Origin of the sequence: Gordonia otitidis NBRC 100426 (genome assembly GCF_000248075.1) — a bacterium.
Taxonomy (GTDB): domain Bacteria; phylum Actinomycetota; class Actinomycetes; order Mycobacteriales; family Mycobacteriaceae; genus Gordonia; species Gordonia otitidis.
Genome location: NZ_BAFB01000098.1, coordinates 19,008 through 33,298 on the forward strand (window position 1 = coordinate 19,008; position 14,291 = coordinate 33,298).

General features: G+C 65.9%; 13 protein-coding genes and 1 pseudogene. 4 read left to right on the forward strand and 10 right to left on the reverse strand.

All coding sequences use genetic code 11. The features are described from left to right. Positions 1 to 23: 23 nt before the first annotated feature. Both purT and GOOTI_RS09945 read right to left on the reverse strand, forming a co-directional pair. On the reverse strand, positions 24 to 1,811 hold the full coding sequence (gene purT / locus GOOTI_RS09940; RefSeq protein WP_007238456.1) for a formate-dependent phosphoribosylglycinamide formyltransferase: 1,788 nt from the start codon (positions 1,809 to 1,811) through the stop codon (positions 24 to 26). 73 nt (positions 1,812 to 1,884) lie between these two features. Continuing rightward, a complete protein-coding gene (locus GOOTI_RS09945) occupies positions 1,885 to 2,226 on the reverse strand; it encodes a UBP-type zinc finger domain-containing protein (RefSeq protein WP_007238457.1) in 342 nt (113 codons plus the stop codon). Between the two features lie 48 nt (positions 2,227 to 2,274). Here GOOTI_RS09945 and GOOTI_RS09950 point away from each other — a divergent pair, with 48 nt between their 5' ends. Next, positions 2,275 to 3,864 carry a Na+/H+ antiporter gene (locus tag GOOTI_RS09950; RefSeq protein WP_007238458.1) on the forward strand — a complete coding sequence of 530 codons (1,590 nt, stop codon included), beginning with the start codon at positions 2,275 to 2,277 and terminating at the stop codon, positions 3,862 to 3,864. Positions 3,865 to 3,923: 59 nt separating this feature from the next. Here GOOTI_RS09950 and GOOTI_RS09955 read toward each other — a convergent pair whose 3' ends face one another. The 4 genes and pseudogenes from GOOTI_RS09955 to GOOTI_RS09970 all read right to left on the reverse strand — a co-directional run bounded on the left by GOOTI_RS09955 (position 3,924) and on the right by GOOTI_RS09970 (position 9,081). Continuing rightward, a complete protein-coding gene (locus GOOTI_RS09955) occupies positions 3,924 to 5,504 on the reverse strand; it encodes an adenylate/guanylate cyclase domain-containing protein (RefSeq protein WP_007238459.1) in 1,581 nt (526 codons plus the stop codon). A gap of 259 nt (positions 5,505 to 5,763) precedes the next feature. Further along, positions 5,764 to 6,009, reverse strand: a pseudogene (locus GOOTI_RS09960) (Hsp20/alpha crystallin family protein); the annotation flags it as partial. Positions 6,010 to 6,179: 170 nt separating this feature from the next. Next, positions 6,180 to 7,523 (reverse strand): NAD-dependent succinate-semialdehyde dehydrogenase, encoded by a 1,344-nt coding sequence (locus GOOTI_RS09965; RefSeq protein WP_007238461.1) that lies wholly within the window; start codon positions 7,521 to 7,523, stop codon positions 6,180 to 6,182. 271 nt (positions 7,524 to 7,794) lie between these two features. Continuing rightward, positions 7,795 to 9,081, reverse strand: coding sequence for an adenylosuccinate synthase (locus tag GOOTI_RS09970; RefSeq protein WP_007238462.1), 1,287 nt, complete (start codon positions 9,079 to 9,081; stop codon positions 7,795 to 7,797). Positions 9,082 to 9,248: 167 nt separating this feature from the next. On the opposite strand from GOOTI_RS09970, the gene GOOTI_RS09975 reads away from it, so the two are divergent. Both GOOTI_RS09975 and GOOTI_RS09980 read left to right on the forward strand, forming a co-directional pair. Next, a complete protein-coding gene (locus GOOTI_RS09975; RefSeq protein ID WP_007238463.1) occupies positions 9,249 to 9,893 on the forward strand; it encodes a hypothetical protein in 645 nt (214 codons plus the stop codon). Then, positions 9,884 to 10,753 (forward strand): site-2 protease family protein, encoded by an 870-nt coding sequence (locus tag GOOTI_RS09980; RefSeq protein WP_007238464.1) that lies wholly within the window; start codon positions 9,884 to 9,886, stop codon positions 10,751 to 10,753. Before GOOTI_RS09975 ends, GOOTI_RS09980 begins: the two co-directional genes overlap by 10 nt. Positions 10,754 to 10,850: 97 nt before the next feature. Here GOOTI_RS09980 and GOOTI_RS09985 read toward each other — a convergent pair whose 3' ends face one another. Together GOOTI_RS09985 and GOOTI_RS09990 are read right to left on the reverse strand one after the other, a co-directional pair. Next, the gene (locus GOOTI_RS09985; RefSeq protein WP_007238465.1) at positions 10,851 to 11,228 is read right to left on the reverse strand and encodes a hypothetical protein; all 378 of its coding nucleotides are present in this window, start codon (positions 11,226 to 11,228) and stop codon (positions 10,851 to 10,853) included. A gap of 88 nt (positions 11,229 to 11,316) precedes the next feature. Then, on the reverse strand, positions 11,317 to 12,234 hold the full coding sequence (locus GOOTI_RS09990) for a cation diffusion facilitator family transporter (protein ID WP_039993872.1): 918 nt from the start codon (positions 12,232 to 12,234) through the stop codon (positions 11,317 to 11,319). A 65-nt stretch (positions 12,235 to 12,299) separates the two neighbouring features. On the opposite strand from GOOTI_RS09990, the gene GOOTI_RS09995 reads away from it, so the two are divergent. Further along, positions 12,300 to 12,515, forward strand: coding sequence for a hypothetical protein (locus GOOTI_RS09995; RefSeq protein WP_039993873.1), 216 nt, complete (start codon positions 12,300 to 12,302; stop codon positions 12,513 to 12,515). Here the strand turns inward: GOOTI_RS09995 and GOOTI_RS10000 are convergent. Beyond that, entirely contained in the window at positions 12,481 to 13,596 is a 1,116-nt protein-coding gene (locus tag GOOTI_RS10000; protein ID WP_007238468.1) for an FUSC family protein, read from the reverse strand. The two genes, GOOTI_RS09995 and GOOTI_RS10000, sit on opposite strands and share 35 nt — an antisense overlap. Further along, entirely contained in the window at positions 13,593 to 14,060 is a 468-nt protein-coding gene (locus tag GOOTI_RS10005; RefSeq protein ID WP_039993874.1) for a DUF3151 domain-containing protein, read from the reverse strand. The genes GOOTI_RS10000 and GOOTI_RS10005 overlap by 4 nt, the downstream gene beginning before the upstream one ends. Positions 14,061 to 14,291: the final 231 nt, after the last annotated feature.

The window sequence follows — 14,291 nt, forward strand, 5'->3', positions numbered from 1 at the left end:
TCACGCCGTGCTCGGACGTGTGGTCAGTCGACCGCAGCGCCCGATGCCCGACGATCGGGTGACGGCGGCGTCTCGCCCGCGTCCTCGACCTCGCGGCCATCACCTGGCGGCGGGCCGGCCGGGACACGTGTGACACCTGCGTCTCCGGCCGAGCGACTCGGAGCTGCCGGATGCCCGTTCTGCGGAACGGGCCGACCCGGCTGAACCGTCGGGCGAGCGGCACCCTGCTGAGCGGCCCGCGGGTCACCCTGCGGAGCCGGACGCTGCGGCGGACGCGGACCCGCCTGCGGAGGTCGCGGACCCGCCTGCGGAGGTCGCGGACCGACCGGGTGACGTTGTCCCGCTTGCTGATTCGGGTGCTGCATCGACGGACCCGGTTGATGCGGCTGCCCGTGCGGGCCCCGACTGTCGGGCCTCGCTGCACCGGGCGCGATGGGCCGGACCGGCGGCTGGGGCGCAGGTGCGGAGGCGCGCAGCGGAACCACGACCCCCCGCCGCGCGGGCCGTCCCGGGACCGGCGTGACGATCGACGCGGCACGCACGGCTCGCTCGCGCGCCGTCGAGACGTCGTCGGCGGTTGCGGTGACCACGCCCATGCGGCGACGGACAAAGCTCTCCGGCTTGCCGAAGAGTCGAATATCGGTCTCGGGCACCGCAAGTGCCTGTGCGACGTACTCGAAGCCGATACCCTTTTCGTCGAGCTGACCGTAGATCACGGCCGAGGCCCCGGGCGAGGCAAGGGTCACGTCGACGGGAAGACCGAGGATCGCCCGCGCGTGCATCTCGAATTCCGAGAGTCGCTGGGTCGCCATCGTCACGAGCCCGGTGTCGTGTGGTCGTGGCGAGACCTCCGAGAAGTAGACGTCGTCACCCTTGACGAACAGTTCGACACCGAAAATGCCACGGCCGCCGAGATTGCCGTCACCCATCGCGGTGGCGATGCGAGCGGCGATCGACGTCGCCGCACCGAGTGCGAAAGAACTCATCTCGTGGGGCTGCCAGCTCTCGACGTAATCGCCGTTGACCTGACGGTGCCCGATCGGGGCGCAGAAATGGGTCACCAGCCGACCAGTCGCCGGATCGATGGCGCGCACGGTCAACAGCGTGATCTCGTAGTCGAAGTCGATGAAGCCCTCGACGATCACGCGCTCGCCCGCCACCCGACCACCGGTCGTCGCGGTCTCCCACGCCTTGTCGATGTCCTCGGGACCACGAACGACGGTCTGGCCCTTGCCCGACGACGACATCACCGGCTTGACCACGCACGGATAGCCGACCTGCTCGGCGGCGACCGCCAGTTCGTCGTGCGAACCCGCGAACAGGTAAGGGGACGTCGGAAGGCCGAGTTCCTCGTCGGCGAGGCGTCGGATCCCCTCACGGTTCATCGTCGCGACGACCGCGGACGCCGTCGGGATGACCTCTGCGAGTCCGCGCTGTTCGATCGTCACCAGTGCGTCCGTCGCGATCGCCTCGATCTCGGGGACGACGTAGGCGGGCGAGTACTTCTCGACCAACCCGATCAACGCGTCGGCGTCGGTCATGTCGATCACCTCGGCGTGATGGGCAACCTGCTGCCCGGGCGCACCCGCGTATCGGTCGACGGCGACCACCTCGACGCCGAGCCGTTGAAAGGCGATGATCACCTCTTTGCCGAGTTCGCCGGCACCGAGCACCATCACCCTGGTGGCGTTCGGCGACAGCGGTGTTCCCAGAATGTCCGGCGGCCCCACGGTCGGCTGCACGGGCGACACGTTCGGTGTCGCCGCGCCGGTGGCGTGGTTGTCCGCGCTACTCCCGTTGGTCGAGGTCATACCGCAATCTTACGTGCCGGATTTGTCGTTCCGCCTTCGATCACCCCGAGCGCAGTGGCACACCCCGACGACCTCAGCCCAGCACCTCGTGGATGTAGCACCACCGCCAGATCTCGCCCGGCTCTGCCGAGCGCATCACCGGATGGCCGACATCGTGGAAATGCGCCGTGGCGTGTTTACGCGGACTCGAATCGCAGCACCCCACGTGGCCACAGTCCAGGCAGATGCGCAGGTGAGCCCAATGCTGTTCGCCGAGTTGCATGCAGTCCTCACACACGCTGATGTCGCCGTTCGCTGGCGGTGGATCGGTCGCGGCGTCGACTCCGGACTCCGCGAGCTCTGGACATCTGGCTGCCGCGGGACCCTCGCTGCGGGACTCACCGGCACGGGCACGAGATCGACCGAACAATCGCATGCCCCATTATCGCGCGACTGCACGTCACAGTCGGGCTAGGTTGACGCAGTGAGCGCATCCCTTCTGCTGGTCGGCGTGCTGTCGGTGGCGATCGCGGCGGTGTGCCGGCACTACCGGCTGTCGGCGCCTCTGATACTCGTACTCGTCGGTCTCGCCATAGGCTGGATCCCCGGGCTTCCGGCAGCAGAACTCGACCCCGACTTCGTGCTTTTCGTCATCCTTCCGCCACTGCTCTACTCGGCCGCGCAGGACAGCTCGTATCAGGAGATCCGTGCGAATCGCCGGGCGATCGGCCTGTTGGCAATCGGACTTCCGCTGGTCACCACAGTCGTCGTCGGACTGGTGGCCTACCTGTCGGTCCCACATCTGCCGCTCGCTGGCGCACTGGTGCTGGGTGCCATCGTCGCGCCGCCCGACGCGGTGTCGGCGCAGGCAATAGGGCGCAGGGTCGGACTGCCGAGACGCATCATGACGCTGCTCGGCGGTGAGAGCCTACTCAACGACGCGACCGCACTCACCGCCCTGCGAGTCGCCCTGGCCGCTGCAGTCGGCGCCACGACCTCCGTCTGGAACGGGCTCGAGACCTTCCTGCTGGCCGCGATCGGTGGCCTCGTTGTCGGCCTGCTGATCGGTTACCTGGTGTTCCGCGTGCGCGACTGGCTCACTGATCCCACCATCGAGACGGCGATCGGCCTCATCGTGCCGTTCGCGACGTACTTCGTCGCCGAGGAACTGCACACCTCCGGAGTGATCGCCGTCGTCGTCGCCGGATTGTTCCTCGGCCAGCGGTCCGTTCGACTCGGATACGCGACACGTCTGCAGGACGAAGCGGTTCGCAAATCGATCGATGCGCTGCTCGAGGCGTTCGTCTTCCTACTGATCGGGCTGCAGTTACCCGACCTGATCCGTGGTCTGGCAGGACAATCGTGGCTGCACATCGCTTTCGACGCCGTGATGGTTCTGCTCGCGACGATCCTTGTGCGCTTCGCGTGGGTATATCTGTTCACGTATCTGTCACGTTTGCTGCCGGGCGTCCGACGGCGAGAACCCCCACCCAAACCGTCCTGGCTGTTCGTCGTCGGATGGTCGGGCATGCGGGGCGTCGTGTCACTGGCGGCAGCGTTCTCGATTCCGCTGACCACCGAGTCGGGTGAGCCCTTTCCCGCCCGCGCCGAGATCCTGTTCCTGACCTTCGTGGTCGTCGTCGGGACGCTACTGATCCAAGGAATCAGCCTGCCGTGGGTGATCCGACGTCTCGGTGTGTGCGGAGACGACGACGCGTCGGATCGCCTGGCATTCGCCGCGGCACAGGACCGCGCGTCACGAGAGGCCGAGAACTACCTCGACTCGGTGTCGGAGGACATCGAGGAGCACGATCCGCGCCGTCTGCAGGTCGCGATGCTGCGCAAATGGCTGACCACCCAACGCAATACGGCGTGGGAGGAACTCGGCCGGGGGCCTGAGGACATCGGCGAGTCCCCGACATCAGCGGGAAACCGCATGCGTACCAAGCTGCTTGAAATCCAACGAAAGGTGTTCATCGACGAACGCGACGCCGGCCGCATCGACGACGAGGTGCTGCGCGCAGCACTGCGACGGCTCGACTTCGCCGAAGGGGTCACCGACCGCGAGGGATGAGGCGTCGAGGACGTCGGTCGACTCCCATCCGGGGGCCTTCCGCCGACCGCGGGTAACGATCAGTCGGCTTCCGTCGGGGCGGAGGGATCGTCCTCGGGGATCGCCGCGTACACGCGGGTCTCCTCGGTGCGCCCACGCAGCGAGGTGGTCTCCTGTTCCTCCCAGTGAGCGGCCTCCTCGGCATTGGCTACGTCGACGGCCCGCCCCGAAGCCAGCGGGCGGCGCGGATCCCGCTTGGCGAGTTCGGAAAGTCTGGCGCTCTCGTTGACCGGATCACCGATGATCGTGTACTCGAACCGTTCGATCGCGCCGACGTTGCCCGCGACGACCGACCCGAACCCGACACCGATGCCCGCCGAGAGTTCGGGAACCCGACGCGCGAGTTCGCATGCGATCTCGCGGGCGGTAGCCAGCGCGGCACCCGCGGCGTCGTCGAGATCGATCGGCGCGCCGAAGATTGCGAGCACGGCATCGCCCTCGAATTTGTTGACCAGACCCCGGTGCCGCTCCACCTGCTTGACGATCACGGCGAAAAACCTGTTCAGGATCTCGACGACCTCCGTCGGTGAGCGCTCGGCGGCAAGCGTCGTCGAACCGATGACGTCGACGAACAGTGCGGCAACGGTGCGTTCGGTGCCGCCGAGTGCGGGGTCGGAACTCAGTGCGGCTTCGGCGACCTCACGACCGACATGTCGTCCGAAGAGATCACGCATGCGCTCACGCTCACGGAGTCCGCCGACCATCGAGTTGAAGCCCACCTGAAGGTCGCCGAGCTCGGTGCCGTCGTACACAACCAGGTCGACCTCGTCGCGGACATCTCCCGCCTGCACCCTGTTCATACCGTTACGCACGCTGCGCAGTGGTCCGGTCACGCTCAGGCTGGTCAACACCGTGAGTAGCAGGCCGGTGGCCAGGGAGATGACAGCGAGCACGAACACCCCGACGAACAGGTCGAGTTTGCTCGTGTCCTCGCGGAATGCGCCGAACGAGACCACGAGCAGGATTCCGACGATGGGCGTCGCAGAACCGACGATCCACGCCACCACCGACCGTGACAACACACCCGATCGCTTGCGTCGGCGGTACCCGGCACTGATGAGATCCGCCGAGACCGGGCGGAGCGCGAGTTCGATCAACAGGTAGGAGACACCGACGACGACTGTGCCTGACAACCCGATGACGAAGAACATCTTCGGGATGAGCATCGGACTCTGGACGCCGTACATGATGGTGAACATCACCACGGCCCCGAGCCACAGCATCGCCTGTAGCCCCAACAGTCGGATGGGCACCCGCTGGGTGCGCTTGGCGTCACCCTTGGTCGGCTGCTCGCGTCTGATTGCCCACCGTAGATCTCGCGTGACGGTGAACGTGCCCCAACCGATACCTACGACGAATGCCAGGGAGACATACAGCGGCACGACTATGTAGTTGACCCACCACAGCTCGGGGAGGAAAGTCGACGGTTCCGGAATGCCGACGGTCGACAGGGCGATGGCGGCGATCGCACCCACGAGATTGGTGACGACGATCGTCGCGGTCAGCACCGTCTGGACACGAACCCGTCGTTTGATTCGGCCTTCGGCGGCCGACCCCAGCAGGATCGACCCGTAATCGCGCTCGGATCGACCCCGGATCATCCACATACTGTGTCACAGTCGCTTTCCACAGCGACAGCGGCCACAGCGACATGTATCGGCGGAACGTGCGACAGACGGGCGGCGGGACGGTCGCACCGTTCCAAAACTCGTTGACGGCTCGACCGGTCCCGCCGCGCGATGGACAGATCCTCAATCGACTCGCAGTGATATACCACCCCCTTCGTTCAATGTCCGAAATTTTTCTTCAAAGAACCTGTGCAGCAGCATCTTCCACGGGCATCAGCCCACGGGGCAGTGCTCAGCCGCTCGCATTCGCGGTGATGGCCTGCTGACGGCCGGTGGATTCGACGACGATCTTGCGTGGTTTCGCCTCCTCGGCGAGAGGGATCGTCACCGACAGCACACCGTTGTCGTAGTTGGCTACGATCTTCGTGACGTCGATACCTTCACCGAGGGACACCTGCCTTCGGTACGTCCCCGAAAAACGTTCGCTCGCAAGCCATTGCACACCATCGTCAGACGGCGCACTCCGCAAGCGCGTCAACATCGCCGAACGGATCAAAACGAAGCACAGCAATCACGGTGGGCATCATCGCGTCGACGTCGTCTGGCCCGAACCATCCCCACTCGAGAAATGGTGGGCATCGGTGATGAAACAATCCGACCGCAAGGCGTCGTCGAACAATGAGGGGAAACGACGCCTCGCGACCGGATTCAGCTGATCCTGATCATCTTTTTGTTGACGAACTCGTCGATGCCGAAGCGCCCTAGTTCGCGGCCGAAGCCCGATCGCTTCACGCCGCCGAACGGCAGTTCGGCCCCTTCCGCGCCGACCGCGTTGACGAAGACCATGCCTGCCTCGATCTTGTCGGCGACGCGCAGCGCCTGGTCGGGATCGGTCGTGAAGACGTACGAGCCGAGACCGAACGGGGTGTCGTTGGCGAGTTCGACAGCGGCATCCTCACCCGACACCTTGTAGACGGTCGCGATCGGACCGAACAGCTCCTGCTTGGCAACCGCAGACTCAGGGTCGACGCCGGTCAGCACACCTGGCGGGAAGTAGGCGCCCTTTCGCTCGCCCGCCGACTCGAGACTCGCCCCGGCAGCCAACACCGACTGCACCTGCTCGTCGAGTCGCTCGGCCGCGGCCACCGACGACAGCGGCCCGAGTTCTTCGGCCGCAGCCTTGACCTTCTCGGTGAACTTGACGATGAAATCGTCGTAGACGCTCTCGTCGACGATGAACCGCTTGGCCGCGTTGCACGCCTGCCCGGTGTTCTCGAATCGACCGTCGACAGCGGCGGACACAGTCGCATCGAGGTCGTCGGTGGAGAGCAGAATGAACGGATCCGACCCGCCGAGTTCCAGAACGACCTTCTTGAGGTTGCGTCCCGCGACCTCGGCGACCGCAGCCCCCGCACGTTCGGAACCGGTCAGCGAGACACCCTGCACACGCGGGTCGGCGATGGCCTCGGCGATCTGCTCGTTGGTGGCGTAGACGTTCACGTACGCACCGGGCGGGTAACCCGCGTCGAGGAAGATCTGCTGCAGAGCCGCCGCCGACTCGGGGCACTGCGGAGCATGCTTGAGTACGATCGTGTTGCCCAGCACCAGGTTTGGTCCGGCGAATCGCGCGACCTGGTAGTAGGGGTAGTTCCAGGGCATGATGCCCAGCAGTACACCGACAGCGCTGCGTCGGATGAACGCCGAACCCTCACCCTCGAGCAACGTGATGGGCTCGTCGGCAAGGAACTTCTCCGCGTTGTCGGCGTAGTACTCGTAGATCGCGGCACTGAACTCGACCTCGCCGACGGACTGGTCGTACGGCTTGCCCATCTCACGGACGATGATCTTGGCGAGTTCGTCCTTACGCTCGGTGTGCAACTCGCCGACGCGACGGATCAGAGCGGCACGCTCGGCGACCGTGGACTTCTTCGACCACGTCTGGAACGCGTCGTACGCCGCGGTGATCGCGGCGTCGACCTGTTCGTCGGTCGCGGTCGGATACTCCTTGACGACGTCGCCGGTCGCGGGGTCGACCACTTGGTACAAGCTCATCGGACTCTCCTCGTCTGCACGCACGGCCCGCTCGGCCGACTCCCCTACGAATGTAGTAGCCGAGGTCGCCTCACGCTGAGTGAATCGACAAGACTCGAACCGGAATGCTGCGGATTCAGCACAATCGACGGTCTGATCGGGAGGTAATTCGATGCGATACGGCCCCTCGGCGACTGATTCCGTTTAGAGAGGCGGATGCGCCCCGACAGCGACCGTCAGACGATGACCCGGCGTACCACACCCGACCGCCGGCCGCCGACGCTGACGCGACTCAGACGATGGCCCTGCGCACTACAGTCTGGTCACGACCGGGACCGACGCCGATGCACGAGATGTGCGCGCCCGACAGCTCCTCGAGTCGCAACACGTAGTCCTGCGCGGTCTGCGGTAGTTCGTCGAAGGTCGTGCACTGAGAGATGTCTTCCCACCAGCCCGGCATGTACTCGTAGACGGGCTTCGCGTGATGGAAACCGGTCTGTGTCATCGGCATCTCGTCGACGCGTTCGCCGTCGACCTCGTAGGCGACGCAGATCGGCACGCGGTCGAGGCTGGAGAGCACGTCGAGCTTGGTCAGGAAGTAGTCGGTGATGCCGTTGACGCGTGTCGCGTAGCGGGCGATCACAGCGTCGAACCAACCGCAACGTCGGGCACGGCCGGTGGTCACGCCGACCTCGCCCCCGGTCTTGGCGAGGTACTCACCCCATTCGTCGAACAGTTCCGTGGGGAACGGACCCGAGCCGACGCGGGTGGTGTACGCCTTCAGGATGCCCAGCACGGTGCTGATCTTGTTCGGTCCGATGCCGGATCCGACCGACGCACCGCCGGCTGTCGGATTCGACGACGTCACGTAGGGGTAGGTGCCGTGGTCGACGTCGAGCAGCGTGCCCTGCGACCCTTCGAGCAGCACGGTCTCGCCGCGTTCGAGCGCCTCGTTGAGCAGGAGCTGCGTGTTCGCGATGCGGTGTTTGAAGCCCTCGGCCTGCGCGAGGACCTCGTCGACGACCTGCGCCGGTTCGAGCGCGCGCCGGTTGTAGATCTTGACCAGGATCTGGTTCTTGAGCTCGAGCGCCGCCTCGACCTTCTGCGCGAAGATCTTCTCGTCGAGCACGTCGGCTGCGCGCACACCGACGCGCGCGATCTTGTCCTGGTAGCACGGCCCGATGCCGCGGCCGGTGGTGCCGATCTTCTTGTTGCCGAGGAATCGCTCGGTGACCTTGTCTATCGCGACGTGGTAGGGCATGAGTAGATGGGCGTCGGCCGAGATCATCAGGCCGGTGGTGTCGACGTCGCGATCCTCGAGGCCGCTGAGCTCGGTGAGGAGCACACCCGGATCGACGACGACGCCGTTGCCGATGACGTTGTTGACTCCCGGTGTCAGGATTCCCGACGGGATCAGATGCAGGGCGAACGTTTCGCCGTTCGGGAGCACAACGGTGTGACCTGCATTGTTGCCGCCCTGATAGCGGACCACCCACTGTAGCTTCCCGCCGAGCAGATCGGTCGCCTTGCCCTTGCCCTCGTCGCCCCACTGGGCGCCGATAAGCACGATCGCTGCCATGTCCCAATACTCCTTAGTCGCACGCGTGCGGAACGTCAGTCGCAGGCATGCGGTGCGCGCCGTAACGGACCTACCCTACTTGCTGACCGGGCAGAACCCGCGACGACGCCCCACACTGGCGGCTCCACCCCCCACCCTCTCGCTCGGGCACGGCTACGCTCGTCGGCGTGTCCCATGCAGTCATCTCGTCGGTGACCGTCGACGACGCCCGGAAGTCACCTCCGACGCGCAAGGCTGTGCGGCGGGTCGTCGACGCTGCTCTGGCCGACCGTCCGGATCGGCTCATCGTCGAACCGGGGGATTCCGCATATCCAGACGTTCTGCTCGCCGAAGTCGTCGCGACCCTGATGATCGCCGAACGACTCGACGTCGAGATCGCCTACGCACCAACGTCCGCGACCGCGGCCACGACCCGATACGGGTTGCCACATGGACCCGCAGCGCTCGATCTCGCACGCCACGGCGACGCCCGCGAGCTGCCGCTCATCCGCGACGACGCCGCAACCGTGCTCGTCGGCACCGCGCGTCATCTCGGTGCCGACGCGAAACTGCACGGTGAGAGTTATGTCGACGATTCCCGACTCTTCGCAGGATCGGTGCGTGGCATCCGCATCGAACCGATGCGTGAGGCTCCGGGCCTGCGCGCACGAGTCGAACGTCGGCTGCGCTCCGGCAGATGGCACATCGGTCGGGCGGCCCAGACCGGCGGCACCAATCTCGTCGTCGAACGCGAAGGCGTCGTGACCGAGAGAATCGTGAAGCGGTCGACCTTCTACCGCCACCACGTCGACTGGAAGTTGGTATGTCCGTGACCTCGAGTGCATGGGCCGGCGGAAGGCCCGAGCGGCCGACCACGCGTGAGATCGCACGGGCGATCCGACCGGGCTGGTTGTTCCTGGCGTTCGTCGCCGTCGCGGTAGTCGGCGGGTGGATGTGCGCTGTCTCGGCACCCGGCCGCAACGCGATGTCGATCGGCGGGACGCTGTTGCTGGTGCTCGCAGGCTGGGTGATCTCGCTGTGCCTGCACGAGTTCGGGCACGCCGTCACCGCGTTCCGATTCGGCGACCGCAACGCCGAACTGCGCGGCTATCTCACGCTCAACCCGATGCGCTACACCCACCCGGGACTCTCCCTCGGTCTGCCGCTGCTGATCATCTTGCTCGGCGGCATCGGATTCCCCGGTGGGGCCGTCTACCTCGACGAACGCGGCATGACCAATCGGCAGAAGACACTGGTCTCGCTTGCCGGTCCCGGGATGAACATCGTGCTCGCGGTGATCCTGCTGGTGGTGATCCGAATCGCGGCGCCCGACGCGTTCGTCCCGCTGCACTCGGGTGTGCTGTCCGGGATGATCCTTGCGGTCGACGGCGTGAATCTGTGGGCGGCGCTGGCGATGCTGGCCTTCTTGCAGATCACCGCCGCCGTGCTCAATCTGATCCCCATGCCGGGTTTCGACGGCTACAACGCCATCGAGCCCTACCTGTCGCAGCAGGCACGGGCGAATGCAGCGAAGATCGCGCCCTACGGGTTTCTGATCGTGTTCGCGCTGTTGTTCATCCCCCAGCTCAACGCCGCCTTCTTCGACCTCATCCGGTGGCTGTACGAGTTGTCGGGCGTTCCGTCGAATCTCGCTATCCAGGGCTGGAACGTCTTCATGTTCTGGCGCACATGACCGTCGACAGGGGCTGCCGAACCGCGAGGTACGCGGAGCAGAGCAGGTAACTCACGCTGCGCTCGATCAGTGGGGCATCCTGCACCGCAGTCCGTGGTCACGCTCCACGTACCCACGAGCGGGTGTTCACCCCGCTACCGATGTAGCTGCCCTGACCGCAGTCGGTTGCAGCGAACCCGCTGCGGTCGGTCACCGGGCTCGTGCGGTGATAGAACACCCGAACGCCATCTCGCTCACCCGAATTGCGACCGAGTCCGACGCAGTCGAGTTCGAGGACAGCCCGGACACCTGCAGGGCAGTTGATCGATGCCCCGGCCCAGTAGCTGTAGGTTCTGCAGTCGCGTGGCGAGGCCGCCTGCGCGTCACCCGCTCCGGCGACGAGGGCTCCGCCGAGGGCAAGACCTGCGACAGCCGCTCCCGTCGCGATACGTCGAACAGTGGCGGTCGTATGAAAACGCGTGCTGTCGATGTTCATGCCGTGCTCCTCATGCGGGTCGGATCGCTTACACCGACATTCGCGACATTGACGGCATTCGTTACGTCACATCGTGCGAGAGCCGAGGTCACCAGCCCAGATCGTCGCGGCAACGCTTCTCGACCTGGTCAGGGTCCACCTGGATCGTCGCGTGGGTGAGCCCATGACGGGCCAACACCTCACGCGCCCGGGGAAGCACCTCGTCATTCGGGCAGTTACTTGCCAGATGCACTGTCGCGACGTCCATCCCGGTGGTCAGCGACCAGACGTGGAGGTCGTGGACGTCGTGCACCTCGGGGATGGCGGCGAGTTCGTGTTCGAGCGCGTCGACGTCGACATGGTCGGGCGCCTGCTGGTTGAGGATGCGCAGAGCGTCGCGTGCGAGTCGCACCGCGCGGGGCACCACCCAGATGGCGATCAGGACCGCGACGACGATATCGGCATAACCCCAGCCGGTGGTCATGGTGACGATGCCGGCGATCAACACCCCTATGCTGCCGACGGCATCCGCGAGGACCTCCATGTACGCCCCCCGCACTGCGATCGACTCCTTGGAGTCGGCACGGAGGAGCAGCATCATCGCGACGTTGACCGCCAGACCGACCAACGCCACCACGATGAGTGTCAGCCCGGGGACCTCGGGGTCGGACCCGATGCGTCGGATCGCCTCGTAGAGCACGAAGATCGCCACACCGATCAGCAGGACGGCATTGGCCACGGCCGTGAACACCTCGGCGCGATGCCAGCCGAAACTCCTTGTGGCGGTAGTTGTTCCGTGTCGCGCGAGCAGCAGCGCAACGAGACCCATCAGCAGAGCGACGACGTCGGTGAGCATGTGCCCGGCGTCGGCGATCAAGGCGAGCGAGTTGACCGCGATTCCGACGACGAGTTCGACCACGAAGTACGTTCCGATCATCGCGACCGCGACGCCCATCGGCCAGATTCGACGATTCGGAGTCACGGCGGCGACACCGTGCGAGTGCGTGTGTGAATGCGAGTGACCCATGGTGCAGCCAATATATGCACGAGTTCGCATATATGACAAGAATTAGGACCACCTAAATGCGCTGCATGGCTCCGGACCAGAGCAACGCAAAGGCGCAACTCGGTGCTATCAGCGGGTCTTCCGGTGCCGTCGGCGCGTTCCCCGGTGCCGTCGGCGCGTTCCCCGGTGCCGTCGGCGGGTTTCCCGGTGCCGTCGGCGGGTTTCTCGGTGCCGTCGCGCGAGCTCGCCATTTCAGGGAGTCGGCGGTCAGCGCAGCGTCGCCTGTGCCGATGAACGCCTGAGTCCGCACACCATCAACAGGTCGATCAGCAGCGATCGCGTCTCCGCCAGCAATGCCGTCTCACTCATGCCGCTCTCCGCGACGAGCTCGGCACGCGCCTTACGCGCGATGGTGCGCAGCACGCGGGCGGCGTCTGCCGGGTCTGGTGATTCGCCTGGCTCGGCGAGCATCATTCGTCTCAACGTCTCGAACGCGTCCCCGAGGTCGTCGATGATCTCGATCAGCTCGGGACGCAGTTTCTCGCCGCGCTGTGTCATCCCGAGCGCGCGTCGCGCGATGATCCGGAAGTTGCGCACGCCGTTGTCGATGGGGTCGGCGGTGGCGGCGATTCTCTGCAGGCGCAATCGCTGACGCCAGTGCAGCGGCGAGATGGTGCTGATCTCCTTGCCGCCCCGCATATCCGACCGCATGGTGTTGATCGCGGCCTGCGTCCCACGAGCGCTCTCGAGCGCCGAGAACACCACGTCCGCGTCGCCGACGCGCAGCCCGGCAGCCAGTGTCTTCGCGGCGTCGCGCATGGTGGCGAGGATGCCGGCGGCGTCGCGTCGTCCGCGTGAGGCCGGATTGGCAGGTAGCAGCGCCCCCACGATGATGCCGACGAGCCCGCCGATCAGCGCGTCGAACGCACGGTAGTAGCCGCCGGCCTGACCGGGCGGCAGAAGTGTGGCGACCAGTACTGCCGACGATGCGGCCTGCATCGGGATGAGTGGACCGTCGTCGAGGAACACCGCGGTCGCCATCGCGAGGGCCACCACCACCATGATCTGCCACGTGCCCGAGCCGATTCGGGAGATGAGCAGGTCGCCGATCAGGATGCCGATGGACACGCCGACGACCAGTTCGACTGCCCGACGCCATCGCTGTCCCAGCGACAGCCCGAGCGAGATCACGGCGGCAATCGGCGCGAAGAACGGGCGCGAGTGATGCAGCAGGTCGAGCGCGATCCACCACGCCAGACCGGCGGCGACCGAACACTGCAGGATCGGTTGGAGTGAGAGGTACAGCCGCCGGACGCGGGTACGCAAGGGACGCGGGAGCGCGTTGACCCTGGCGCTGACCCGCGCACGCAGCGTAGCGATCACACCAGTCCGAGTTGCTCTGCCGCGGACGGGTCGCTTTCGTTCAGCAGGTCGAGGCAGCGCAGGTACTCGTCATGCTCGCCGATGACGCGAGCAGCTCGTGCCAACGCACCGACGCAGCGCAGGAACCCCTGGTTGCCCTCGTGCGCCCATGGGACCGGCCCGAAACCCTTCCATCCGTTTCGACGCAGTTGGTCGAGTCCACGGTGGTATCCGGTGCGTGCATAGGCGTAGGCCGCGATGACCGCGTTCACATCGGGTGTCTGGCCGCCTTCCGGCTGGCCGTCGGCGCTCACGCCACCTGCCGACAACGCCGCCTCTGCCAGGTATGCCCAAGCAATCGACGCCGTGGGATGCGCTGCGGCGACCGCAGCGGGAGATGCACCGTTGAGCAGGTCCGACTCGGACTCGTCGTCGCCCGGCAGGAGCGTCGGTTGGGGGCCCATCAAATCTCCGAAGGAAGTCACTCCCCTATTCAAGCATCGAGCCCCGGCGCGGTGTCCGCTTCGGGTCTCCCGGCATATCCACAACGCAGAATGCTCGCCCGAGGCGCCCGACGACGTCGACGCGGCGGTAGTAGTCTGCGCAGAATGCACATCGCCCTGCCCAGATGCCTCTGACAATCGCGATTCGCTAGGGTGAATGGCGCACTTGGTCGTTGCACGACCCCCCATGCCGCACTGCGCGGCGGAATCCAC